This is a genomic window from Micromonospora purpureochromogenes (assembly GCF_900091515.1).
In the GTDB taxonomy this organism is placed as follows: Bacteria; Actinomycetota; Actinomycetes; order Mycobacteriales; family Micromonosporaceae; genus Micromonospora; species Micromonospora purpureochromogenes.
In genome coordinates this window covers 1,809,293-1,832,151 of the sequence record NZ_LT607410.1, presented here as the reverse complement: position 1 = coordinate 1,832,151, position 22,859 = coordinate 1,809,293, and the positions used below count along the sequence as shown (strand labels likewise).

Below are 22,859 nucleotides of genomic sequence, written 5' to 3'. Positions count from 1 at the left end.
TCAGTCCCGCACCGGCCCCGGGACGGGCGTGTCGGCGAAGGAGGCCACCGTGCGGTCGGCGTACGCGCTGACGTCGCCGGTCTCGATCGGGCCGTCCCAGGTGGTGGGCAGCGGCAGCGGCACCGCCGGGTTGACCCGCCGGACGATCTCGTCCAGCACCGTCTCGGCGTCGCCCACCCAGAGGTGCTTCGCGCCGGGCACCCCGACCACCTCGGCCTGCGGCACCGCCGCGAAGCGCTCCCGCGCCTCGTCCGGCCGCAGGTAGTCGTCGAACTCGGGCACCAGCGCGGTGAGCGGGGTGCCCGACTCGGCCCACACCGCGAGATCGGCCGGCTCGGAGAAGCGCAGTGGCGGGGAGAGCAGGATGGCGCCGGCCACCGCCGGGTCGCAGCCGTGCTTCAGGGCCAGGTCGGTGCCGAACGACCAGCCCACCAGCCAGATGTTCGGCAGCTCGTGGAACTCGGCGTACTCGATGGCGGCGGCGACGTCGAACCGCTCTCCCACCGCGGCGTCGAAGGCGCCCTCGCTGGTGCCGCGGACGCTGCTGGTGCCCCGGGTGTTGAACCGGAGCACGGCCAGGTCGGCCAGGGCCGGCAGCCGCCAGGCCGCCTTGCGGAAGACGTGGCTGTCCATCATCCCGCCGTGGGTGGGCAGCGGGTGCAGGCAGACCAGGGTGGCCACCGGCTCCCGGTCGACCGGCCGGGCCAGCTCACCGACCAGGCGCAGGCCGTCGGCGGTGTGCAGCTCGATGTCCTCCCGGTGGCCGGGCAGGATCGACGACGCGCGGATCGGTGTGCTCACCACTCAAGTCTGGCGCGACTTCACCGCCGCCGCCCGCCCGGGCGGAAACAGGGTGATCCAGATCGCTCAGCCGTACTTCGGCGCGCTGCGCCCGCGCTGGGTCGCCGGGCCGCGCCGGTCCCGGGCCCGCCAGCAGCCGCTGTGCCAGTGCCGGCGGTCGGTGAGGTCGCCGGTGCCGTCCGCCGGCCAGGCCACCAGGTGCGCCACCCCGGGGCGGATCTCCTGGTCACAACCGGGGCAGCGGTACGTCTTGGTGGACGCCCCGCCGCCGATCCCGCGTACCTGCCACTCGCCGTCGCGCCACTGCTGCACCGAGGCGACGCCCTGCCGGACGCGGTCGGGCTCCAGGTGGGCGGCGTCGTCCCGGCGGGGACGATTGCGACGGGGGCTCACGCTTTCCAGCGTACGGTCCGGCCGGCGGGACCCTCCGCCGGCCGGTGCCCGGTTCAGTCCCAGCTCTCCGGCCGGGTGAGGTCGCCCGCGATCCGCGCCCCGCCCAGGACCGTGGCCGCGTCGGTCTCGGTGAACCCCTGATGCGGCCAGCCGAAGTACGCGGTCAGCGTGGTCAACTTCCCCGACTCACTGGACGTGACCCTCACCGTCGTCGCGCCCGGGGAGAAGCGGCTGGAGGTCCGCCTGGAGCGCCACTCGGAGATCGCCGGGGGTCGAGCCACTGGTAACCGGACGATCGGCGGCAGAGCCGCCTACCGCTCCCCGCGGGGCGAGCAGTTGGAGTTGCTCGGCATCCCCAAGGCGCACCTGACCGCGCAGCGCGCCAGGAATGCGTCCGCCGGCAGCGTGGTGAGCCGGAGCGGGGAGGGGCACCGGTGCGCCCGGTCCATCCGCAGCGCCCCGACGGCCGTCCGCACGGCGGTGTCGTCCGGGCCGACGGTGGTGGCCCGAGCGTGCAACGGGCCGATCCGCCAGCGCAGCACCCAGCCCGGCTCGCCGCCGGGGCCGGCCGGCTGGACCCGTTCGACCTGCCCGTCGAAGTCGGCCGAGGCGGTCCGGGCCGGGCCGTAGCTCATCCCCTCGTGGCCGGCCTGCTCGACCTCGGTCGGGCCGGGCGCCACGTCGATCGCCACCCGCCGCCCGCCGGCGACCTCGACGAGGACGCTCTCCACCCCGCGCCCGGACTCCCAGCCGAGGTAGCGCGCACGGGTGGTGTCCACCCCGAAGTGCAGCACGCCCGCGTCGGTGCCGACCAGTTCCGGCGAGACGGCCGCGACCGGCGCGTCCGGGGCCGGGGGCGGGGCGATCGAGGCGGCGGTCGGGGCCGCGTGCGACCAGGGCGTGGGCACCGGCAGCGCGCCGCCCGTGGTGGCGCCGAAGCCGAGCACCGTCACCAGCCCGAGCGCGGCGCCCGCGCCCACCCCGCGACGTCGCCGCCGGGCCCGCCCCGCGCCGACGGCCCGGGCGGTCAACAGGTCCGTGTCCACCGCGCCCTCGGCGCGCTTCCGCAGTGTGTCGGCGATCCGCTGGTCCAGGTCCGTCACGACCGGCTCCCGTTGGTGGTGGGGACGCCGTAGCGCTCCCGCAGCTGGGTGAGCGCCCGCATCGCGTGGGTGCGGACGGTGACCGGCGAGCAGTCCAGGATCTGGCCGATGGTCGCGTAGTCGAGGTCCTCGTAGTAGCGCAGCACCAGCACCGCCCGCTGGCGGTCGGGCAGCGCGAGGATCAACCGCCACATCTCGTCCCGCTCGGCCGCCTCGCCGCCGAGATCGCCACGGTGGGCCCGCTCGGCGAACTCGGAGGTGGCCAGTTCCCGGCTGGACCGCCGGCGCCACCAGGACGTGTTGGCGTTGACCAGCATCCGGCGCACGTAGACGTCCGGGTGGTCGGCACGTGGCGATCCTGCGCCAGTGCACGTAGGCACGCGCCAGCACGTCCTGGGTGAGATCCTCGGCGCGGTGCTCGTCACCGGTCAGCAGCCGGGCCAGGCGGACGAGCGCCGGGCCGCGGCTGCTGACGTGCTCCTCGAAGGTCACACCCTCAAGACGCCGTCACGGGCGCGGCGTGTTGACCGGGGTCAGCGACGGGTGTGGTCGCGGAAGCCCCGGCCGCTCTTGCGACCCAGGTAACCGGCGGTGACCAGGTGCTCCAGCAGCGGCGCGGGGGCGAAGCCCGGCTCGCGCAGCTCCAGGTAGAGCTCCCGCTGGATGGCCAGCGAGACGTCCAGCCCGACCACGTCGAGCAGCTCGAACGGGCCCATCGGGTAGCCGCAGCCGAGCTTCATCGCGTAGTCGATGTCGTCGGCGGTGGAGTAGCTGGCCTCCAGCATCTTCACCGCGTCGTTCAGGTACGGGAAGAGCAGCGCGTTGACGATGAACCCGGAGCGGTCACCGCAGACCACGCCGGTCTTGCCCAGCGTCGCGCAGACCGCCTTGGCGGTGGCGGTGGTCTCCGTCGAGGTGCGGATGGTCTGCACCACCTCGATCAGCGGCATGATCGGCGCCGGGTTGAAGAAGTGCAGCCCCACCACGTCGGCCGGCCGCTGGGTGGCCATCGCCACGTCGATCACCGGCAGCGAGGAGGTGGTGGTGGCGAGCACGACGCCCGGCTTGCAGATCTCGTCGAGGCTGGCGAAGAGGGCCTTCTTGACGCTCAGCTCCTCGACCACGGCCTCGACCACCAGGTCGACGTCGGCCAGGTGCTCCAGCGTGGCGGACCAGTTGATCCGGCCCAGCGCCGCGTCCCGGTCGGCCTCGCTGAGCTTGCCGCGCACCACGCCCTTGTTGAGCGAGGTCTTGACGGACTCGAAGACCTTGGCGGACTTCTCCGCGCCCCGGGTGACCGAGACGACCTCGTAGCCGGCCTTGGCGAAGACCTCGATGATGCCGGTGGCCATCGTCCCGGAGCCGACCACGCCGACCTTGGCGATCCCCCGGGCGCCGTCGGCGAGTGCCGACTCCGACGCCACGGGCGTCTGCTCGTCGGGTACGACCACCGGGGAGCCCGGCCGCTCGTAGGTGTAGAAGCCCCGGCCGGACTTGCGGCCGAGCAGACCCGCGGTGACCATCTGCTTGATCAGCGGCACCGGGGCGTGCCGGCGGTCGCGACCGCCCCGCCGGTACATCGTGTCCAGGATTTCGTACGCGGTGTCCAGGCCGATCAGGTCCATCAGCGCGAGCGGGCCCATCGGCAGGCCGCAGCCGAGCTTCATGGCGGCGTCGATGTCCTCGCGGGTGGCGTACCGCGCCTCGAACATGCTGACGGCGTGGTTCAGGTAGCCGAAGAGCAGCGCGTTGGCGATGAAGCCGGCCCGGTCGCTGATGGTGACGTCGACCTTGCCGAGCCGCTCGCAGAGCACCTCGACGTCGGCGACCACGTCGGCGGAGGTGACCACCGTGCGGACCACCTCGACCAGCTTCATCACCGGGGCGGGGTTGAAGAAGTGGATGCCGATCACCTGGTTGGGCCGGCTGGTGGCGACCGAGATCTCGGTGACGCTCAGCGAGGAGGTGTTGGTGGCCAGGATCGCCTCGGGCTTGCAGACCCGGTCCAGCTCGGCGAAGATCCGCTGCTTCAGGTCGAGGTGCTCGGGGACGGCCTCGATCACCAGGTCCACCGAGTGCAATGCGTCCAGCCCGACCTGGAAGTGCACCCGGGACAGCAGGGCGTCCCGGTCGGCCTCGGCGAGCTTGCCCTTGGCGACGGCCCGGTCGGTGGAGCCGGTGAGGGTGACCCGGCCACGCTCCAGGGCGGCCTCGGAGATCTCCACCGCGACGACGTCGATGCCCTTGCGGGCGAAGACCTCGACGATGCCGGCACCCATGGTGCCCAGACCCACCACACCCACACTGGTGAACTCGCGCGCCACGACCGGCCTCCCCTGTTGCTCCGCACCCCGCCGACTTGAACGGCGACTAAGGTTATGCGCCGGAGTCTGCCACGCGACGCTGCGTTGTCGAGACGCCGTGGGATATTTCACGCACCGGGTCAGTTCGTCGCGGGCACCCCCGTCAGCGCCAGCAGCTCGGCCACGAACTCGGCCGGCCGTTCCACGTGCGGGCTGTGCCCGCAGCCGGGAAGCACCACCTCCCGGTACGTGCCGCCGGCTGCGGCGTACCGCTCCAGCACCGCCCGGGTCTGCCCGACCATCGGCTGCGGCGGGCACGCCTGCTCCCCCGGCCAGCCCGGCACCATCCCCAGCGACCCCAGGTACGCCAGGTCGAACAGCGAGGTGTCCGAGACGATCACGTCGGCGTCGCCGCGTACCCAGGCGACCGGCGGCTTGACCTCGACGGCGACCAGCACGTCGGCGAGCCGGAAGTGGACGGGGGCGAGCGCGTTGAGCACGCCTCGCGATCCAGGCGCGGTGCCGGGCCAGTGCGGCGAGGTGCCGGCCGTACCGGGGTAGTTGTCGTCGCCGGTCGCGGTGGAGAGCAGGCTGTCCAGCAGTAGTTCCTCGTCCTCGCCAAGCGAGGCCGGGTCGGCGACGTAGGTCGCCCGCAGCACGCAGCGCGGGCTGGTCGGGGCGTCGGCGCTCCGGTCGCCGGCGGCGAGCCTGGCCACGAAGTCCGGGTTCACCGAGCCGGCGCCGGTGCCGGCGAAGTCGGGCGTGGTCGGGGTGCCGTCGAGGTCGCGGGTGCCACCGAAGCCGTACGGCGACACCGGGGCCTCCAGCAACAGAGCCGCCACCCGGTCCGGGTGGTCGACCAGCAGCCGCATCGCCACCCCGCCCCCGAGGGAGTGCCCGACCACCACCGGGCGCGCGCCGGCGGCGAAGAGACCCGGCTCGTCGAGCAGGGCGGCCACGTCGTCGGCGAAGTCGGCCAGTCCCCGGGGCGCGTCCACCGGGGCGGTCTCGGTGTCGCCGTACCCGCGCAGGTCGGGCGCGACCACCCGGAGCGTCGCGGGCAGCCGGCGGACCAGCGGCTCCCAGAACGCCGAGGAGGAGCCGTTGCCGTGCACCAGCAGCACCGGCACGCCGTCCGGCGGTCCGGCCACCCGTACCCGCTGGGTGATGCCGTTCGCCGTCACGGTCCGCTGCTCGATCTCCATCCGCGGCATGCTGCCACGGCGACGTCCCCTGGTCCATGGGCCGGCCGCCCACGATCCGGCGCGGCCGGATGTGCCGCGCCCCGCACGAGGACCGGGGGCGCGGCACGGCCTCCGGCGGTCAGGGACGCGGCGGCAGGTCAGGTGGCGCCGTCGGTCCCGGCCGCCGATCCGACCGGCGCGCCGCCGGCGGGCCAGGCGTCGGTCGGCCCGGTGGCGGGGGCGGCCAGCGGCAGCGGCAGGGTCGGCCGGTGGTCCCGGCGGACCGGGCCACCGCCGGCGAAGCGCAGCCCCACCGGGTCGGTGGTGGCCAGGCCCGGGTCGAAGAAGCGCAGTTCGGTACGGCCCAGCCGGACCACGTCACCGTCGCAGAGCTGCTCCGGGCCGGTGATCCGCCGGTCGTTGAGCCAGGTGCCGTTGGTGGAACCCAGGTCCACCAGGACGGCCCCGGCGTCGGTCAGCCGCACCTCGGCGTGCCGCCGGCTCAGGTGCGGGTCGGTCACCACGATGTCGGCGGTCGGCGCGCGGCCGATCACCTGCGGCCGTGGGCTCAGCCGGAAGCTGGCCCCGCGCATCGTCCCGCCCGCCACCGTCAGCAGCGGTGTCAGTTCCGGATGATCCTGCATGGACAGTCAGCTCCCCACCCACCCTCGCCCCGCGTCAGCGTGTCAGGTCCCAGCCACCCACCTCACCACCCGCGCGGACACCTCCGCGACCCCGGCCGGACAACTCCCGCTAACCGGTCGGACGGCGAGCGACGGCGCGGCGGAGCCGGCAACAGTCGGCGGCGCGCGGCACGGCCGGTCCACGACGGGCGGCCGAGGACCGCTCCAGTCACCCCTACCGGTGGGTAATCTGCGGGTCTAGACTTCCGCCATGACGGCTGTGCATGTCCCCGGCACCCCGGTCATCGAGGGCGATCGGCTGGTTTCGACGAGCCCCGCGACGGGCGCCGAAGCCGGCCGCTTCCCCGTGGCCACCCCCGACGACGTCGCCCGCGCGGTCGAGCGGGCCCGGGCCGCCGGCGAGTGGTGGGCCGGTCTGGGCTTCACCGGGCGCCGGGAGCGGCTGCTGCGCTGGCGCGGCCTGCTCGCCCGGCGGATCGAGGAGCTGGCGGAGCTGGTCCACGTCGAGGGCGGCAAGCCGGTCGCCGACGCCATCGTTGAGATCCTCACCGCGATCGAGCACATCGACTGGGCCGCCCGTAACGCCCGCCGGGTGCTGGGGCCGCGCCGGGTCCGCTCCCGGCTGATCCTGGCCGAGTTCTCCGGCCACCTCGAATACCAGCCGTACGGGGTGGTCGGGGTGATCGGCCCCTGGAACTACCCGGTCTTCACCCCGATCGGCTCCACCGCGTACGCCCTCGCCGCCGGCAACGCCGTCGTGCTCAAGCCCAGCGAGTACACCCCCGCCGTCGGGCAGTGGCTGGTGGACGCCTTCGCCGAGGTGGTGCCGGAGCAGCCGGTGCTGACCGCGGTGCACGGACTCGGCGACGTCGGCGCGGCGCTGTGCCGCTCGGGCGTGGGCAAGCTGGCCTTCACCGGCTCCACCGCCACCGCGAAGAAGGTGATGGCGGCCTGCGCCGAGTCGCTGACCCCGGTGCTGCTGGAGGCCGGCGGCAAGGACGCGATGATCGTCGACGCCGACGCCGACCTGGACGCCGCCGCCGAGGCGTGCGTCTGGGGCGCGCTGACCAACGCGGGCCAGACCTGCATCGGCATCGAGCGGGTCTACGCCGTCGAGCCGGTCTACGACGCCTTCGTCGACAAGGTGGTCGCCCGCGCCGCCCGGCTGACCGTGGGCGCGGAGGGCGCCGACATCGGCCCGATCACCATGCCCAGCCAGCTCGACGTGATCCGGCGGCACATCGACGACGCCGTCGCCGCCGGCGGCCGCGCCGTACTCGGCGGGCCGGGCGCGGTCCAGCCGCCGTACGTGCACCCGACCGTGCTGGTGGACGTCCCCGAGACCTCGGCCGCCGTTCGCGAGGAGACCTTCGGCCCCACGCTGACGATCAGCCGGGTCAGCGACGCCGACGAGGCCGTACGCCGGGCCAACGCGCTGTCGTACGGCCTGGGGGGTTCGGTCTTCGGTCGCAAGCGGGCGGTGGCGATCGCCCGGCGGCTGCGCTCGGGCATGGCCTCGGTCAACTCGGCGCTCACCTTCGCCGGCATGTCCACGCTGCCGTTCGGCGGGGTGGGTGACTCCGGCTTCGGGCGGATCCACGGCGAGGACGGGCTGCGCGAGTTCGGCCGGACCAAGTCGATCACCCGGCGCCGGGCCCGGTCGCTGCTGCCGTCGATGACCTTCGAGCGGACCCCCGCCGACGTGGCGCGCCTGGTCAAGGCCGCCAAGCTGATGTACGGCCGGCGCTGAGCGGCCGGCGGGTCAGAAGAGGGTCAGCTCGTCGCGCTCGATGCCGCGCAGCTTGTCGTAGTCGACCACCACGCACCGGATCCCCCGGTCGGTGGCGAGCACGCGGGCCTGCGGCTTGATCTCCTGCGCGGCGAAGACGCCGGAGACCGGGGCGAGCAGCGGGTCGCGGTTCATCAGCTCCAGGTAGCGGGTGAGCTGCTCCACGCCGTCGATCTCGCCGCGCCGCTTCACCTCGACGGCCACCGCGCCGGAGTTGGCGTCCCGGCAGAGCAGGTCGACCGGGCCGATGGCGGTCATGTACTCACGCCGGACCAGGGTGAAGCCCTCGCCGAGGGTCTCCGGGTTGGCGGCGAGCAGCTCCTGCAGGTGCGCCTCGACACCGTCCTTGCGCAGGCCCGGGTCGACACCCAGCTCGTACGAGGTGTCCTGGAAGATCTCCTCCAGGGTGATCCGCAGCTCCTCGCCGGCCTTGTTGACCACCCGCCAGACGCCCGGGGCCTCCTCGAGCCGGCAGGGCGGGCTCATCCAGTTCAGCGGCTTGTACGCCCGGTCGTCAGCGTGGATCGACACGGAGCCGTCCGCCTTGACCATCAGCAACCGCGTGGCCAGCGGCAGGTGAGCCGAGAGCCGTCCGACATAGTCCACCGAGCACTTCGCAATCACCAACCGCACCCGACGAGGGTAGCCGAGGACCGGACCGTCGCCACCGAGCGGCACTGGCGTGCCGGTGCGATGCTGAGATGGTGTTCGAAGTTCTCACGGGTACCGGCCTGGCCGCATCGGCCGGCCTGAACGCCTACATCCCCCTGATCATCATGGGACTGCTCGCCCGTTACACCGACCTGATCGAGCTGCCGAGCGGCTGGCAGTGGCTGGGCAACGGCTGGGTCGTGCTGATCCTGGCGGTGCTGCTCGCCGTCGAGGTCGTCGCCGACAAGGTGCCGGTGGTCGACCACGTCAACGACCTCGTGCAGACCGTCGTGCGCCCGACCGCCGGCGGCCTGGCGTTCGGCGCCGGCGCCAGCTCGGAGACCGTGACGGTCAGCGACCCGGGGAGCTTCTTCTCGTCCCACCAGTGGGTGCCGGTGGTGACCGGTGTCGTCATCGCGCTCGGCGTGCACCTGCTGAAGTCGGCCGCCCGGCCGGTCGTCAACGCCACCACCGTGGGCTTCGGCGCGCCGGTGGCGAGCACCGCCGAGGACGCGACCAGCGTGGTCATGTCCCTGGTGGCGATCGTCCTGCCGGTGCTGGTGCTGGCCTTCCTGCTGGGGCTGGCGGCCTTCTTCTTCTGGTTCCTGCGACGCCGCTCCGACCGCCGCCGGGAACGCCAGGCGGCCCGCGCCGCCGGTTTCCGCGTCTGACCCGTTCCTGGGGCGGAAACGCCGCTGGCCGGCACCCCGCTCGGGGGTGCCGGCCAGCGTGAGTGTTCAGGTGGGTCAGTTGTTCCAGTGCTTGGCGACGAGGTCGGCGGCCTGCTGCTCCCACTGGGCGTAGTGGTCGGGGTAGGCCGACACCTGCACGGTCTGGGCTGCCTTGGTCAGCGGCATGTCCTGCCAGCCGTCGACCTGCTTGAGGCCCTTGAGGAACGCCATCGTGCTGTATTCGGGGTCGGTGATCTGCTCGACCGTGCCCCAACCCGAGGACGGGCGCTGCTGGAACAGGCCCTGCGAGTCGAAGTCGTTGCGCTCACCCAGGTGACCCAGGTTCTCCAGCTTCGACTCCTGCAGCGACGTGGCGATCGCGACCACGGCGGCCCGCTCGTCCATGCCCGACTTCTTCGTCGCCGCGATGATCGCCTTCACATTCTTCGTCTGCTCGGCGCCCACATCGATGCGCGACTGCTTGCCCTGCACACCGTGCGGGATCAGCTTGCCCTTGTCCACACCCGGCTTGTCGGCCTGCACCACGGCGACGGCCTTGGCGTCGACCGGGTTGGCGTGGGCCTCGGTGACCGGGCCGGCGAAGACGCCACCGGCGAAGGCCAGACCAGCAATACCGAGAACGCTCTTACGCAGAATGGTGGTGTTCATGGGGGAAGCTCCTTCAGGGGGTTGACGCCGCCGGTCGACCGGGGGATCGACATGACAGGCGGCGTAAGCACCACGAGCAGGCGCCCAAAGAATTCAGGGGAAAGTCTTCGCCCCGGCAGGCTTCGCGAGCGGGGGGCTCGCGGCGCCGGGACCATGTAACGACCGGCGGCCCACCATCATTCCGGCGGCCGGCATCCCGGGCGGCCCACGCGTTCGGGCCAGGCCAGCGGGGCTTGCTGCTGCGATCGTCCAGAGGGTGTAACGACCCCGGGCCGGCCGCCATTCCGCCGCCGGGGTGCCGCCGGTCACGGAACAGCCCGGACCACCTAGCCCAGACCCGGACATCCGACGCCTCCAGCGGACCCTGCAGTCGGACATCCGGCACGCCGATGCCAACCCGGGGCCGATCAGCCAGGCACGCCGATCCGGCCGGAACCGGACATGCGCGCCGACTACTCCCCCGAGCCGCCACGCCGCGTGTCTCGTCGGCACGGCCGTCACCGAATGAGCGTGATACCTCAGAGTCATATTGATGCCTCTGAGGTATCACGCTCGTGGTGGTGTCATCCCCCAGACTGGTGCGACCGAATCGGCACGACAGGAGCGGGCGCAACCGAAACCGGCGCGACCGGCGCAACGCAGGAAGTCCACCACCCACGCATGCCACGCTCGTTGGTCGAGATGGCCGGGCTCGGCCCGAAAACCCGAGGAAGCCCTGGTCCCGGCCCTCGGGCCCCGCTTCACGCGGCAGGTACCGAAGTCACGGTGAGAAGGCCGGGACCGGGAGAGGCAGGACCGGGAGGGGATCGCCCCGCCGACGCTACTTCCCGTGCGGGTCGGCGGCGTTCAGCGTCTCGACCACCTGGTCGTAGTCGCCGCGCGCCTCGGCGTACCGGAGGAACTTGACCCGCTCGACCTGGATCTCCTTCGCCTCGGGCTGCGCCTCCAGCAGCCCGACCACCTCGGCCACGAACTCGTCCAGCGGCACCGCGAACTCGCTGTGCTCCTGCCCGGGCAGCAGCGAGGTACGCACGGCCGGCGGTTCGAGCTCCACGATCTTCACGGTCGTGTCCGCGAGCTGCAGCCGGATCGACTCGCTGAGCATGTGGATCGCGGCCTTGGACGCGTTGTAGCTCGGGGTGACCTTGAGGGGCGCGAACGCGAGGCCCGACGACACCGTCATGATCGTGGCGTCCGGCTGCGCCTGCAGGTGCTCGATGAACGCGGCGATGAGCCGGATCGGGCCGAGCACGTTGGTGTTCACCACCGCCTCGGCGGAGGCGAGGAACGTCTCGGGCTGGTGCCAGTCCTCGACGCGCATGATGCCGGCCATGGTGACGAGGACGTTGAGGTCCGGGTGTCGCGCCAGCACCTCCCGCGCGGCCGACGCGATGCTCGCCGCGTCCGCCGTGTCGATCGTGACCGTGTCGATGCCTGGGTGCTCGGCGGCGATCTGCCTCAGCAGATCGGTGCGGCGGCCGCCGACGATGACGGTGTTCCCCCTGGCCTGCAGTTCGAGGGCGAGGGCGAGGCCGATCCCGCTCGTGGAGCCGGGAATGAAGACGGTGTTTCCGGAGATGTTCATGCACCCACCTTCGCCGGTTTGCCGGGGGTGGATGAAGAGAGCGCTCATCGGGGGATCGGCAATCCCTGGTTCGTCCCGGCGGCAGGCGGATACTCGGATCATGGACCGTGCAGCCCTGGCCGACTTCCTCCGCCGCCGCCGGGAGGCGCTGCAGCCCGGGGACGTCGGGCTGGCAGCCGGCGCGCGGCGGCGTGCCCCGGGCCTGCGGCGCGAGGAGGTGGCCGCCCTGGCCGCCATGTCTACCGACTACTACACCCGGCTGGAGCAGCAGCGCGGCCCGCAGCCGAGCCCGCAGATGCTCGCCGCGCTGGCCCGGGCGCTGCGGCTGACGACCGGTGAGCGCGACTACCTGTTCCGGGTGGCGGGGCACAACGCCCCGGCGCGGGTGACGACGGCGACGCACGTCGCCCCGGCGCTGCTGCGCGTGCTGGACCGGCTCGACGACACCCCGGCGCTCATCCTGTCCAACCTCGGCGAGATCCTCGTGCAGAACCGGATGGCCGAAGCCCTGTTCGGGGACCGGTCGGGCCACACGGGCCTCGCCCGCAGCGAGATCTACCGGTGGTTCACCGACCCGGCCGAGCGGCTGCGCTACCCGGAGGACGACCGCCCCCGGCAGAGCCGCGCCCAGGTCGCCAACCTGCGCGCCGCGTACGGGTCGATGGGCCCGCGGTCGCGTGCCGGTGAGCTGGTGCGGGCGCTGCAGAAGGCGAGCCCGGAGTTCGCCGAGCTGTGGGAGCGGCACGAGGTCGCGCAGCGCTTCGCCGACCACAAGACGCTCATCCACCCCGAACTCGGCCCGATCGAGCTGGACTGCCAGGTCCTGTTCACCGAGGACCAGTCCCAGGCGCTGCTCGTGCTCACCGCGCCGCCGCGCAGCGAGGGCGACGAGAAGCTGCGGCTGCTGGCCGTGCTGGGGCACGAGCGCTTCCCCGCCGACACCACACCTGGTTAACCGGAAGGGGCCGTTCGGGGGCCACCACGACACCGCAGCCACTGCCATGATCACCCGGTGCTCGCGAAGAACTCCCGCGTCCTGCTCACCGCCGCCACCCTCGCCCTGGCCGCCATCGTCGCGCTCCTCGTCGGTCCCGCGCCCCATCGGGCCCCGGTACGGGCCGCCGTACTGAAGGCGCCGGCCGGCCACGGACCGGCCACGGCGGGCGGGACCGTCCTACCACCGGCCCCCGGGCAGAGCGGGCTCCCCGGGCAGAGCGGGCAGCCCGGCAACGGTGGGCTGCCCGGTGCGACGCCGCCGGGCACCTTGCCGCCGGTGGTCGACCACGGTCCGCGTACCGGGCGCAGGGTGGCCCTCACCTTCGACGCCGACATGACCGACACGATGCGCCGGCAGCTGCGCGGGCCGCACCCGCCGTCGTACGCGAACCTGGCGATCGTCGAGCTGCTGGAGCGCGAGCGGGTGCCGGCCACCTTCTTCCTCACCGGCAAGTGGGTCGAGGACTACCCGGAGCTGACCCGCCGGTTGGCCGCCAACCCGCGCTTCGAGCTGGCCAACCACACCTACGGGCACGCCGCGTTCACCCCGCGCTGCTACCACCTGCCGCCGCTGCCCCGGCGGGAGATGACCCGGGACGTGGCGCGGACGTTCGAGGTGATTGGCCGGTACGGCGGCCGGCAGACCCGCTACTTCCGCTTCCCCGGCCTCTGCCACGACCGGGCGGCGCTGGCCGAGCTGGCCCCGCTCGGACTGACCGTGGTGGACGGTGACGTGGTCAGCGGCGACCCGTTCGCCACCGCCTGGCAGCCGATCGTCCGGGCGGTGCTGAGCCAGGTCCGACCCGGTTCGGTGATCATCCTGCACGTCACCGAGGCGAACGCGGCGATGACCGACGAGACGCTGCCCCGCATCCTGGCCGGGCTGGCCGAGCGAGGTCTGGAACCGGCCGCGCTCTCCGAGGTGCTCGGCCGGTGAGCCGGAGCGCGGGCGGCGGGCTTGCGCGACCCGCCTAGCCTGCGGCCATGACGTACCAGCCGATCCCGGTGCCCCCGCGTGACAATCGCCGTACCCTGCGGATCGTCCTGATCGTGGTGGGCGCGGTGCTGGCGGTCTGCTGCCTCGGCGGCGCGGTCGGCGGCTACTTCGTCTACGGCGCGGCGAAGGAGGCGGTCGGGCCGGTCCGGGAGGCCACCACGAGCTACCTGGACGCGATCCAGAGCGGCGACCACCAGCGGGCGTACGACCTGCTCTGCCGCGAGGAGCGGGAGCGGACGTCGCTGGCCGAGTTCAGCCGGCGGTGGGAGGCCGAGCCGCGCCTGGTCGACTACGACGTCGCGGGGTCGACCGTCAACAACACCAACGGCCGGGTCCGGGGCACCGCCACGGTGCGGCTGACGACGGCGACCGGCGGCACGAGCACCCAGGTGTTGACGCTGGTCAAGGAGGACGGGGCCTGGCGCCTGTGCGGGTGACGGTCCCGCCGAACTCCGCGCCGAAGTCGGGCAAATGCCTACCATCGGTACAGGAGTCGAGAGGGAGGCCGTCATGACCGCATCGATCGAGAGGCCCCGGGTGCAGGAGTGCACCGTCGCGTCCTGCGCCTACAACCGCACCAACGACTGCCACGCCTTCGCCATCACCGTCGGCAGCAGCGACCACGCCCACTGCCACACCTTCGTGGAGATGCCGGTGCGGGGCGGGATCGAGCAGCTCATCGCCCAGGTGGGCGCGTGCAGCCGGTCGGACTGCCGGCACAACTCGGAGCTGGAGTGCCATGCCCCGGCGATCACCGTCGCCCCGGACCAGGACATGGCCGACTGCGTGACGTACCAACCGCTGACCATGTGAGCCCGCGCGACCGGGCGGTCGCGCGGGCGGTGGGCCACGGTCAGGCGGTGAGGCCGTTGGCCTGGCGGATCACGCCGACCAGTTCGTCGATGATCCCGGTCAGGGCGAAGTCCTTCGGGGTGAAGACCCGGGCGACCCCGGCGGCGCGCAGCGCCTCGGCGTCCCCGGCGGGGATGATGCCGCCGACGACCACCGGCAGGTCACCGCGCCCGGCGGCGCGCAGCCCGTCCAGCACCGCCGGCACGGCCGCCAGGTGCGAGCCGGAGAGCACCGAAAGGCCGACCAGGTCCACGTCCTCCTCGACGGCGGCGGCGACGATCTGCCCGGCGGTCAGCCGGATGCCCTGGTAGACCACCTCGAAGCCGGCGTCCCGGGCGCGTACCGCGATCTGCTCGGCGCCGTTGGAGTGCCCGTCCAGGCCCGGCTTGCCGACCAGCAGCCGCAGCCGCCCGCTGCCCAGCTCCCGGGCGGTGGCGGCGACCCGTTCCCGGACCGCGACGAGGGTGGCGTCCCCGCCGACCCCGGCCGCGCCGGTCAGCCCGGTCGGCGCCCGGTACTCGCCGAAGACCTGGCGCAGCGCGCCGGCCCACTCGCCGGTGGTCACCCCGGCCCGCACGCACTCGAGCGTCGCCGACATCAGGTTCGCCGTGGTCGCGGCGTCCGCCCGCAGCCGGGCCAGTGCCGCGTCGACGGCCGCCGCGTCCCGGCCGGCCCGCCATTCGCGTACGGAGGCGGTGGCGGCCGCCTCGACCGCCGGGTCGACCTGCTCGACGGCCTCGGCGCCGGCCGCGGTCAGCGGGGACGGCTCGGTCTCGGTGTACCGGTTCACGCCCACCACCACGTCGGCGCCGGACTCCATCCGGCGGCGCCGGTCGGCCAGCGAGGCGACCAGCGCGCTCTTGAGGTAGCCGCTCTCCACGGCGGCCACCACGCCGCCCATCTCCAGCACCTTCTCCAGCTCGACACGGGCGCCGGTGAGGATCTCGTCGACCAGCGCGGTCATCACGTGCGAGCCCTCGAAGAGGTCCGGGTACTCCAGCAGGTCCGACTCGAACGCGAGCACCTGCTGCATCCGCAACGACCACTGCTGGTCCCAGGGTCGGGGCAGGCCGAGCGCCTCGTTCCAGGCGGGCAGCTGCACCGCGCGGGCCCGGGCGTCCCGGGAGAGGGTGACGCCGAGCATCTCCAGCACGATGCGCTGGATGTTGTTCTCCGGCTGCGCCTCGGTCAGGCCGAGCGAGTTGACCTGCACGCCGTAGCGGAAGCGGCGCTGCTTGGGGTTCTCGACGCCGTAGCGCTCGCGGGTGATCTCGTCCCAGAGCGCGCCGAAGGCGCGCATCTTGGCGATCTCCTCGATGAAGCGCACCCCGGCGTTGACGAAGAACGAGATCCGCTGGACCACGTCGCCCATCCGCTCGGCGGGCACCTGGCCGGAGTCGCGGACCGCGTCGAGCACGGCGACGGCGGTGGCCAGCGCGAAGCCGACCTCCTGCACCGGCGTCGCGCCGGCCTCCTGCAGGTGGTACGAGCAGATGTTCGTCGGGTTCCAGCGCGGCATCTCGCGCAGCGTGTACGCGATGATGTCGGCGGTCAGCCGCAGCGACGCCGCCGGCGGGAAGATGTACGTCCCGCGGGACAGGTACTCCTTGATGATGTCGTTCTGCGTCGTCCCCGCGCAGCGGGACAGCTCGGCGCCCTGCTCCGCGCCGACCGTGCCGTAGAGGGCGAGCAGCCACATCGCCGGCGCGTTGATGGTCATCGAGGTGTTCATCTCGGCGAGCGGGATGCCGTCGAAGAGCGCCCGCATGTCGCCCAGGTGGGCCACCGGCACCCCGACCCGGCCCACCTCGCCGGCGGCCAGCTCGTGGTCCGGGTCGTACCCGGTCTGGGTCGGCAGGTCGAAGGCGACCGACAGACCGGTCTGCCCCTTGGCCAGGTTGCGCCGGAAGAGCGCGTTGGTGGCCGCGGCGGAGGAGTGCCCGGCATACGTGCGCATCACCCAGGGGCGGTCGCGCTCGGGCAGCCGGCCGGAGAGTGCCTTCTCGTCCATGGCCGGAGTTTAAGTTACCGTTCAGTAAAACGGGCTGTGGAAAACCACACAGGTCCATGGAGCGGATCACCGGGCACGGCCGACGCGACATGGCCGACACCGCCACACCCCGGGCGGCCGGGAGGGCGTCCCAGGTCGCACACTGGACGTCATGGATGACGAGCTCGCGATCTCCGTACGGGGACTGCGCAAGGCGTACGGCGACACCGTCGCGGTGGCGGGGGTCGACCTCGACGTCCGGCGCGGCGAGGTGTTCGCCCTGCTCGGCCCGAACGGCGCGGGCAAGACCACCACGGTGGAGATCCTGGAGGGCTACCGGCGGCGCGACGCCGGCGAGGTCTGGGTGCTGGGCAGCGACCCGGCCAGCCCGGACCCGCACTGGCGGTCCCGGGTCGGCATCGTGCTCCAGGGCACCGGCGAGTTCGACGAGCTGACCGTGGCCGAGGTGGTCCGGCACTTCTCCGGCTTCTACCCGGGCGCCGACGACCCGGACAAGGTCGTCGAACGGGTCGGCCTGGCCGGCAAGGCGAAGGCCCGCACGCACACCCTCTCCGGCGGGCAGAAGCGCCGGCTCGACGTGGCGCTGGGCATCATCGGCCGCCCCGAGCTGCTCTTCCTCGACGAGCCGACCACCGGCTTCGACCCGGAGGCCCGGCGGGAGTTCTGGGAGCTGATCCGCGACCTGGCGGCGGCCGGCACCACCATCGTGCTCACCACCCACTACCTGGACGAGGCCGAGTCGCTCGCCGACCGGGTCGGGGTGATCGCCGGCGGCCGGCTGGTCGAGGTGGCCACGCCGAACCGGCTCGGCAACCGCCAGGAGGCCCTGGCGACGGTCTCCTGGCGTACGCCGGAGGGGACGCTCGAGAGCGCCGAGAGCGCGACGCCGACGGCGCTGGTGGCGGAGCTGGCCGCGCGCCACGGCGGCGAGGTCCCCGGCCTGACCGTGACCCGGCCGACCCTGGAAGACGTCTACCTGCGGATGATCGGACAGTCATGACGACCACGACGAAGCCGGCGGCCCCGGTCGCCGCCACCGCTGGCCGACGGGTGGGGCCGGGGGCCCTCGCGCTGCGGCAGGGCCGGCTGGAGATCACCCAGTTCCTGCGCAGCCGGGAGTCCGTCGTCTTCACGATGGGCTTCCCGATCATCATGATCCTGATCTTCGCGGCGATCTTCGACGGCACCATCGGCGGCGGGGTGAAGTTCACCCAGTACTTCATCACCGGCATGATCGCGACCGGGCTGATGACCGTGAGCTTCCAGAACCTCGGCATCTGGATCCCGATCGAGCGGGACCGGGGGGTGCTCAAGCGCTACCGGGGCACGCCGATGCCGAAGTGGGTCTGGTTCGCCGGCAAGGTGATCATGGTGGTGGCGATCGGCGTCGCGGAGACCGCGCTGCTGCTGGCCGTCGCCGTGACGCTGTTCGACCTCGACCTGCCCGGCACCGCCGCGAAGTGGTTCACCTTCGGCTGGGTCTCCGTGCTCGGGGTGACCGCCTGCACCCTGTGCGGCATCGCCATCTCCTCGCTGGCCCGCACCGCCCGCAGCGGGTCGGCCGTGGTCACCCCGGTCGCCCTGGTGCTCCAGTTCATCTCCGGGGTGTTCTTCGTCTTCACCGAGCTGCCCACCTGGATGCAGCAGGTCGCGGCGCTCTTCCCGCTCAAGTGGATGTGCCAGGGGCTGCGGGCGGTCTTCCTGCCGGAGAGCTTCGGCGCCCAGGAGCCGGGCGGCTCCTTCGAACTGGGCCGGGTCGCCCTGGTGCTCGCCGCGTGGTGCGTGATCGGCCTGGTGCTCTGCCTGACCACCTTCCGCTGGACCACCAAGCGCGACGGCTGACGAGGAAGGGGGCGGGCGCACCGGCGCCCGCCCCCTTCCTCGTGCCCGGTCTCAGTACGTGTAGAAGCCCTTGCCGGTCTTACGGCCCAGGTCACCGGCGGTGACCATGCGCTGGAGCAGCTCCGGCGGGAAGAACTTCTCGTCGGCGGTGTCGGTGTAGATGTTCTTCGAGGCGTGCAGCAGCACGTCCACGCCGGTCAGGTCGGTGGTGGCCAGCGGACCCATGGCGTGGCCGAAACCGAGCTTGCAGGCGGTGTCCAGGTCCTCGGCCGACACCACGCCGGACTCGACCAGCTTGACCGCCTCGACGACCAACGCCGCGATCAGCCGGGTGGTGACGAAACCGGCGATGTCCCGGTTGACCACCACGACCGTCTTGCCGATCCCCTCGGCGAACGCCTTCACCGCCGCCAGGGTCTCGTCGCTGGTCTTGTAACCCCGGACCAGCTCGCAGAGCTTCATCATCGGCACCGGCGAGAAGAAGTGGGTACCGACGACCGCCTCCGGCCGCTGCGTCACCGATGCGATCTGGGTGACCGGGATGGCCGAGGTGTTGGTGGCCAGCACCGCGTCGGCCTTGCAGATCTTGTCCAGCGCGCGGAACACCTCGTGCTTGATCTCCAGCCGCTCGAACACCGCCTCGACCACGATGTCCGCGTCGGCGACCGCCTCGAGGTCGGTGGTGGGGGTGATCCGGCCCAGCGTCGCCTCGACCTCGGACGCGTCGATCCGGCCCTTCTCGGCGAACTTCTCCAGCGACTTCCGGATGCCGTCGACGCCCCGCCCGGTGGCCGCGTCGTCCAGGTCGCGCAGCGTCACCTGCCAGCCCGCCTGCGCCGCGACCTGGGCGATGCCCGAACCCATCAGCCCGGCACCGACGACCGCGAGTCGACCCGCCATCTACTTCTCCCTCGCTGCGAATGAGTTGTCTGTCAGCACCCTAGTCATGGCCGAACGCACCGAGCGCAGCGAGGGCCGTGAGGGCATGACAGGACAGTCCAGTCGGCGAGCCTGAGACGGCTAAGGCCCCGGCCGCGGCGGCGGGACCGGTCAGATGGTGAGGTCCGGGGCCTCCGCCGCGGTCCCCCGCTCCACCCGCACACCGAGCGCCCGCAGGTCGGCCACGAAGTCCGGATAGCCCCGGTCGACGTGGTACACGTCGGAGACCTCGGTGACCCCCTCGGCGCAGAGCCCCGCGATGATCAGACCCGCGCCGGCCCGGATGTCGGTGGCGCGTACCGGGGCGCCGGAGAGGCGGTCGCGACCGCGTACCACCGCGTGGTGGCCGTCGGTCTTGATGTCCGCCCCCAGCCGCATCATCTCGTTGGCGAACATGAACCGGCCGTCGAAGATGTTCTCGGTGATCAGCGAGGCGCCGTCGCTCACCGCGGCCAGGCCGATCGCCATCGGCAGCAGGTCGGTGGCGAAGCCCGGGTACGGCAGGGTGACCACGTCGACCGCGGTGGGCCGGTCGTCGGCGCGTACCCGGAAGGCGTCGCCGCGGGTCTCCACCAGCGCGCCGGCCGAGACCAGCTTGTCCAGCGCGACCTCCAGGTAGGCCGGGTCCACGCCGGTGACGGTGACGTCTCCCCGGGTCATCGCGGCGCCGAACGCCCAGGTGCCGGCGACGATCCGGTCCCCCACCGTGGCGTGCCGCACCGGGTGCAGTGCGGGCACCCCGACGATCCGCAGGGTGGAGGTGCCCGCGCCGGAGATCCGCGCGCCCATCTGATTGGCCATCGTGCAGATGTCGACGATCTCCGGCTCCCGGGCCGCGTTGTCGATCACCGTCACACCCCGGGCCAGGACCGCCGCCATCACCAGGTTCTCGGTCGCCCCCACGCTGGGGAAGTCCAGCACGATCTCCGCGCCGTGCAGGCCGTTCGGAGCCGAGGCGATGACGAAGCCGTGCTCACCGGAGATGTCCGCGCCCATCCGGGTCAGCCCGGAGATGTGCATGTCCAGCCCCCGGGAGCCGATCGCGTCCCCGCCCGGGTGGGCCACCCGGACGTGCCCGCGACGGGCCAGCAGCGGGCCCAGCACGCAGATCGACGCGCGCAGCCGGCGGACCAGGTCGTAGTCGGCCTCCGCGCCGGGCCGCTCCGGGACGTCGATGACGACCGAGCGGGACCGGGCGACCCCACCGCGGGCGACCATCGGGTCGACCGGATCGTCCGCTTCGAACCGCACGCCGCAGCCGAGCCGGCGCAGCACCTCCCCCATGATCGCGATGTCGGTGATCCGGGGAACGTTGGTGATCACGCTGCGTCCCGGGGCGAGCAGCGCGGCGGCCATCAGCTTGAGCGCGGAGTTCTTGGCGCCGACCACGTGCACCGTGCCGGCCAGCCGGGCGTCGCCGCCGACCCGGATGACGTCGACGTCGTTGACCGCCTGGTCGGCGGCGTCACCGGCCCCCGCTCCGCCCGGCCAGCCGCAGGCAGGGTCCGGCCGTGCCGGGATCGTCAGGTCCGGTATCCGTAGGCTGTGCGTCATGGCCGTCCACCTCACGCGCATCTACACCAAGGCCGGCGACGCCGGCATGACCAGGCTGAGCAACAACGAGCAGGTGCCGAAGACCGACCCGCGGATCGCCGCGTACGCCGACGTCGACGAGTGCAACGCCGCGATCGGCGTGGCGCTCGCCCTGGGGCAGCTCGACGAGGAGCTCCGGGCGGTGCTGGGGTCGATCCAGAACGACATGTTCGACGTCGGTGCCGACCTGGCCACCCCGGTCGAGCCGGATCCGGCGTACCCGCCGCTGCGGGTCACCGAGGAGTACGTGGAGCGCCTTGAGGGCTGGTGCGACGAGTACAACGCACGCCTGAGCAAGCTCGACTCCTTCATCCTCCCCGGCGGCACCGCTGGCGCGGCGCTGCTGCACGTGGCACGGACGGTCGCCCGGCGCGCCGAACGGGCCGCCTGGGCACTGGTCGCGCACGACCCGGATCGCACCAGCTCCCTTCCGGCAAAGTATCTCAACCGCCTCTCCGATCTGCTGTTCATCCTGTCAAGAACGGCAAATCCGAACGGGGATGTGCTATGGGTGCCGGGCGGTAAGCGCTGAGCGTCGGCGCGCTGCACCACGTCGAGGTCTGGGTGCCCGACCTCGACGCCGCCAAGGCCGGCTGGGGCTGGTTGCTGGGCGAGCTGGGCTGGGCGCCGTACCAGGACTGGCCCGCCGGCCGGTCCTGGCGACTCGGCCCGACGTACCTGGTGCTGGAGGAGTCCCCCGCGCTGTCGGGGCGGGCGCACGACCGGCTCGCTCCCGGGCTCAACCACCTCGCGTTCCACGCCGGTCCGCCCGCTGCGGTGGACCGGCTGGTCGCGGCCGCGCCCGCGCACGGCTGGACGCTGCTCTTCCCGGACCGCCACCCGCACGCCGGCGGCCCGAACACCTACGCCGCCTACCTCACCGACAACCACGGCTACGAGGTCGAACTGGTCGCCTCCACCGAATCCCGGTAACGGCGCAAGGTAAGAAGCGTCTGACGGAGCCGGAGACGTGAGGTGTTGCCGGGGAGCCCGCCCGCGGAGGGATCAAGCGTGACCGCCCGGAGCGGGTGGGCTCCCCGGAAACACCGGAGAACCGGGAGATCAGGCCGCGGGCCAGTCCTGGGAGGCCACACGCGGCGAGGCCGCCCCGGGCGGGGCGGCCTCCAACCAGCTGAGGAATCCGGTGACGGTGGAACGCGCCATGGCGATCTCGACCGGAGCGTGGTGACTGGCACACCGGAGGATCACCCAGTCGGCGGGCATCGAGAGGCGCTCCTGCCCCTCGGGCAGGCGCCGTCGCTCCACCACCAGCTCCTTGCGGGAGAGCACCCGCTTGGGCCGCAGGGCGAAGCTGAACATCCGGTACCACCGGAGCTCGTCGCCGACGAAGCGGCCGAAGCCGGGCGACCAGCCCCGGCCGTCGAGCACCGTGGTGACCCGGACGCCGAGCCGGATGATGCCTCCGCTACGGGTGACCAGGGCCCGCCGGATGAAGAGGATCAGGATGGCGGCGACGACCACCGCAAAGCCGATTCCGATCCCTTCCACGATCTCCATCGGCGGGGTCGGCTCAGCGCGCGGGGGTGGCCGGGGAGGCGCTCTCGGCGAGGACGGTGACTCCCTCACCGGTCACCGACAGGAAGCCGCCGGCGACGTCGTACGCGACCTGCTGACCGCCGGCCTGCTTGATGCGGACCTGGCTGGGCTCCGCCAGCTGGCCGAGCAGGGGCGCGTGCCCCGGCAGCACACCCAGCTCACCCTCGGTCGTCCGAGCGACGACCATCTCGGCCTCGCCGGACCAGACCTTCTCCTCGACGGCTACGAGCTCGACGTGAAGCTGCTGTGCCACGCTGTCTCCTTGCTGCGGCGGCGGAA

Annotated in this window: 25 protein-coding genes and 1 pseudogene; 10 read left to right on the top strand and 16 right to left on the bottom strand. The window is 72.7% G+C overall.

Annotated features, from left to right (window positions below; genetic code table 11):
- The 8 genes and pseudogenes from GA0074696_RS08595 to GA0074696_RS08565 form a co-directional block, all read right to left on the bottom strand.
- On the bottom strand, positions 1-801 hold the full coding sequence (locus GA0074696_RS08595) for an alpha/beta hydrolase (protein ID WP_088960594.1): 801 nt from the start codon (positions 799-801) through the stop codon (positions 1-3).
- A 66-nt stretch (positions 802-867) separates the two neighbouring features.
- Complete coding sequence (locus tag GA0074696_RS08590) at positions 868-1,149, bottom strand: hypothetical protein (RefSeq protein WP_088964446.1); 282 nt, start codon at positions 1,147-1,149, stop codon at positions 868-870.
- A gap of 98 nt (positions 1,150-1,247) precedes the next feature.
- Entirely contained in the window at positions 1,248-1,370 is a 123-nt protein-coding gene (locus GA0074696_RS32225) for a hypothetical protein (RefSeq protein ID WP_269458714.1), read from the bottom strand.
- A gap of 135 nt (positions 1,371-1,505) precedes the next feature.
- A complete protein-coding gene (locus GA0074696_RS08585; RefSeq protein WP_088960593.1) occupies positions 1,506-2,297 on the bottom strand; it encodes a hypothetical protein in 792 nt (263 codons plus the stop codon).
- Positions 2,294-2,789, bottom strand: a pseudogene (locus GA0074696_RS08580) (SigE family RNA polymerase sigma factor). The gene GA0074696_RS08585 and the pseudogene GA0074696_RS08580 overlap by 4 nt, the downstream one beginning before the upstream one ends.
- Before the next feature lie 41 nt (positions 2,790-2,830).
- Positions 2,831-4,621, bottom strand: a complete 1,791-nt coding sequence (locus tag GA0074696_RS08575) for a 3-hydroxyacyl-CoA dehydrogenase family protein (RefSeq protein ID WP_088960592.1) — start codon at positions 4,619-4,621, stop codon at positions 2,831-2,833.
- A 119-nt stretch (positions 4,622-4,740) separates the two neighbouring features.
- Positions 4,741-5,805: an alpha/beta hydrolase gene (locus tag GA0074696_RS08570; RefSeq protein WP_088960591.1), complete on the bottom strand. Its 1,065-nt coding sequence runs from the start codon at positions 5,803-5,805 to the stop codon at positions 4,741-4,743.
- A 137-nt stretch (positions 5,806-5,942) separates the two neighbouring features.
- The gene (locus GA0074696_RS08565; protein ID WP_088960590.1) at positions 5,943-6,428 is read right to left on the bottom strand and encodes an FHA domain-containing protein; all 486 of its coding nucleotides are present in this window, start codon (positions 6,426-6,428) and stop codon (positions 5,943-5,945) included.
- Between the two features lie 250 nt (positions 6,429-6,678).
- On the opposite strand from GA0074696_RS08565, the gene GA0074696_RS08560 reads away from it, so the two are divergent.
- Entirely contained in the window at positions 6,679-8,178 is a 1,500-nt protein-coding gene (locus GA0074696_RS08560; RefSeq protein WP_088960589.1) for an aldehyde dehydrogenase family protein, read from the top strand.
- Between the two features lie 12 nt (positions 8,179-8,190).
- Here GA0074696_RS08560 and nucS read toward each other — a convergent pair whose 3' ends face one another.
- Complete coding sequence (nucS, locus tag GA0074696_RS08555; protein ID WP_088964445.1) at positions 8,191-8,850, bottom strand: endonuclease NucS; 660 nt, start codon at positions 8,848-8,850, stop codon at positions 8,191-8,193.
- A 71-nt stretch (positions 8,851-8,921) separates the two neighbouring features.
- On the opposite strand from nucS, the gene GA0074696_RS08550 reads away from it, so the two are divergent.
- Positions 8,922-9,539: a DUF4126 domain-containing protein gene (locus GA0074696_RS08550; RefSeq protein ID WP_088964444.1), complete on the top strand. Its 618-nt coding sequence runs from the start codon at positions 8,922-8,924 to the stop codon at positions 9,537-9,539.
- A gap of 75 nt (positions 9,540-9,614) precedes the next feature.
- Here GA0074696_RS08550 and GA0074696_RS08545 read toward each other — a convergent pair whose 3' ends face one another.
- On the bottom strand, positions 9,615-10,208 hold the full coding sequence (locus GA0074696_RS08545) for a hypothetical protein (protein WP_088960588.1): 594 nt from the start codon (positions 10,206-10,208) through the stop codon (positions 9,615-9,617).
- Positions 10,209-11,028: 820 nt separating this feature from the next.
- Positions 11,029-11,793 (bottom strand): SDR family oxidoreductase, encoded by a 765-nt coding sequence (locus tag GA0074696_RS08540; RefSeq protein ID WP_088960587.1) that lies wholly within the window; start codon positions 11,791-11,793, stop codon positions 11,029-11,031.
- A 100-nt stretch (positions 11,794-11,893) separates the two neighbouring features.
- Here GA0074696_RS08540 and GA0074696_RS08535 point away from each other — a divergent pair, with 100 nt between their 5' ends.
- The 4 genes from GA0074696_RS08535 (at position 11,894) to GA0074696_RS08520 (ending at position 14,599) form a co-directional block, all read left to right on the top strand.
- Complete coding sequence (locus GA0074696_RS08535) at positions 11,894-12,748, top strand: helix-turn-helix transcriptional regulator (RefSeq protein ID WP_088960586.1); 855 nt, start codon at positions 11,894-11,896, stop codon at positions 12,746-12,748.
- Between the two features lie 57 nt (positions 12,749-12,805).
- Positions 12,806-13,726, top strand: coding sequence for a polysaccharide deacetylase family protein (locus GA0074696_RS08530; RefSeq protein WP_231925304.1), 921 nt, complete (start codon positions 12,806-12,808; stop codon positions 13,724-13,726).
- 47 nt (positions 13,727-13,773) lie between these two features.
- A complete protein-coding gene (locus GA0074696_RS08525; RefSeq protein ID WP_088960585.1) occupies positions 13,774-14,223 on the top strand; it encodes an Rv0361 family membrane protein in 450 nt (149 codons plus the stop codon).
- Positions 14,224-14,296: 73 nt separating this feature from the next.
- A complete protein-coding gene (locus tag GA0074696_RS08520) occupies positions 14,297-14,599 on the top strand; it encodes a DUF1540 domain-containing protein (protein WP_088960584.1) in 303 nt (100 codons plus the stop codon).
- A gap of 40 nt (positions 14,600-14,639) precedes the next feature.
- On the opposite strand, the gene GA0074696_RS08515 is transcribed toward GA0074696_RS08520, so the two are convergent.
- On the bottom strand, positions 14,640-16,649 hold the full coding sequence (locus tag GA0074696_RS08515) for a protein meaA (RefSeq protein WP_088960583.1): 2,010 nt from the start codon (positions 16,647-16,649) through the stop codon (positions 14,640-14,642).
- A 151-nt stretch (positions 16,650-16,800) separates the two neighbouring features.
- Between GA0074696_RS08515 and GA0074696_RS08510 the strand changes: the two genes are divergently transcribed.
- Complete coding sequence (locus tag GA0074696_RS08510; protein WP_088960582.1) at positions 16,801-17,649, top strand: ABC transporter ATP-binding protein; 849 nt, start codon at positions 16,801-16,803, stop codon at positions 17,647-17,649.
- Positions 17,646-18,491 carry an ABC transporter permease gene (locus tag GA0074696_RS08505; protein WP_088960581.1) on the top strand — a complete coding sequence of 282 codons (846 nt, stop codon included), beginning with the start codon at positions 17,646-17,648 and terminating at the stop codon, positions 18,489-18,491. Before GA0074696_RS08510 ends, GA0074696_RS08505 begins: the two co-directional genes overlap by 4 nt.
- 51 nt (positions 18,492-18,542) lie before the next feature.
- On the opposite strand, the gene GA0074696_RS08500 is transcribed toward GA0074696_RS08505, so the two are convergent.
- Together GA0074696_RS08500 and murA are read right to left on the bottom strand one after the other, a co-directional pair.
- Positions 18,543-19,391, bottom strand: a complete 849-nt coding sequence (locus GA0074696_RS08500) for a 3-hydroxyacyl-CoA dehydrogenase family protein (protein WP_088960580.1) — start codon at positions 19,389-19,391, stop codon at positions 18,543-18,545.
- 150 nt (positions 19,392-19,541) lie between these two features.
- Positions 19,542-20,984, bottom strand: coding sequence for a UDP-N-acetylglucosamine 1-carboxyvinyltransferase (gene murA, locus GA0074696_RS08495; protein WP_088960579.1), 1,443 nt, complete (start codon positions 20,982-20,984; stop codon positions 19,542-19,544).
- Between murA and GA0074696_RS08490 the strand changes: the two genes are divergently transcribed.
- Positions 20,983-21,555, top strand: a complete 573-nt coding sequence (locus GA0074696_RS08490) for a cob(I)yrinic acid a,c-diamide adenosyltransferase (protein ID WP_088960578.1) — start codon at positions 20,983-20,985, stop codon at positions 21,553-21,555. The genes murA and GA0074696_RS08490 overlap by 2 nt on opposite strands.
- Positions 21,552-21,956 carry a VOC family protein gene (locus tag GA0074696_RS08485; RefSeq protein ID WP_088960577.1) on the top strand — a complete coding sequence of 135 codons (405 nt, stop codon included), beginning with the start codon at positions 21,552-21,554 and terminating at the stop codon, positions 21,954-21,956. Before GA0074696_RS08490 ends, GA0074696_RS08485 begins: the two co-directional genes overlap by 4 nt.
- Positions 21,957-22,085: 129 nt before the next feature.
- Here GA0074696_RS08485 and GA0074696_RS08480 read toward each other — a convergent pair whose 3' ends face one another.
- Together GA0074696_RS08480 and GA0074696_RS08475 are read right to left on the bottom strand one after the other, a co-directional pair.
- Positions 22,086-22,541, bottom strand: coding sequence for a DUF2550 domain-containing protein (locus GA0074696_RS08480; RefSeq protein WP_088960576.1), 456 nt, complete (start codon positions 22,539-22,541; stop codon positions 22,086-22,088).
- A 13-nt stretch (positions 22,542-22,554) separates the two neighbouring features.
- Positions 22,555-22,833 carry a F0F1 ATP synthase subunit epsilon gene (locus GA0074696_RS08475; protein ID WP_088960575.1) on the bottom strand — a complete coding sequence of 93 codons (279 nt, stop codon included), beginning with the start codon at positions 22,831-22,833 and terminating at the stop codon, positions 22,555-22,557.
- Between the last annotated feature and the right edge of the window lie 26 nt (positions 22,834-22,859).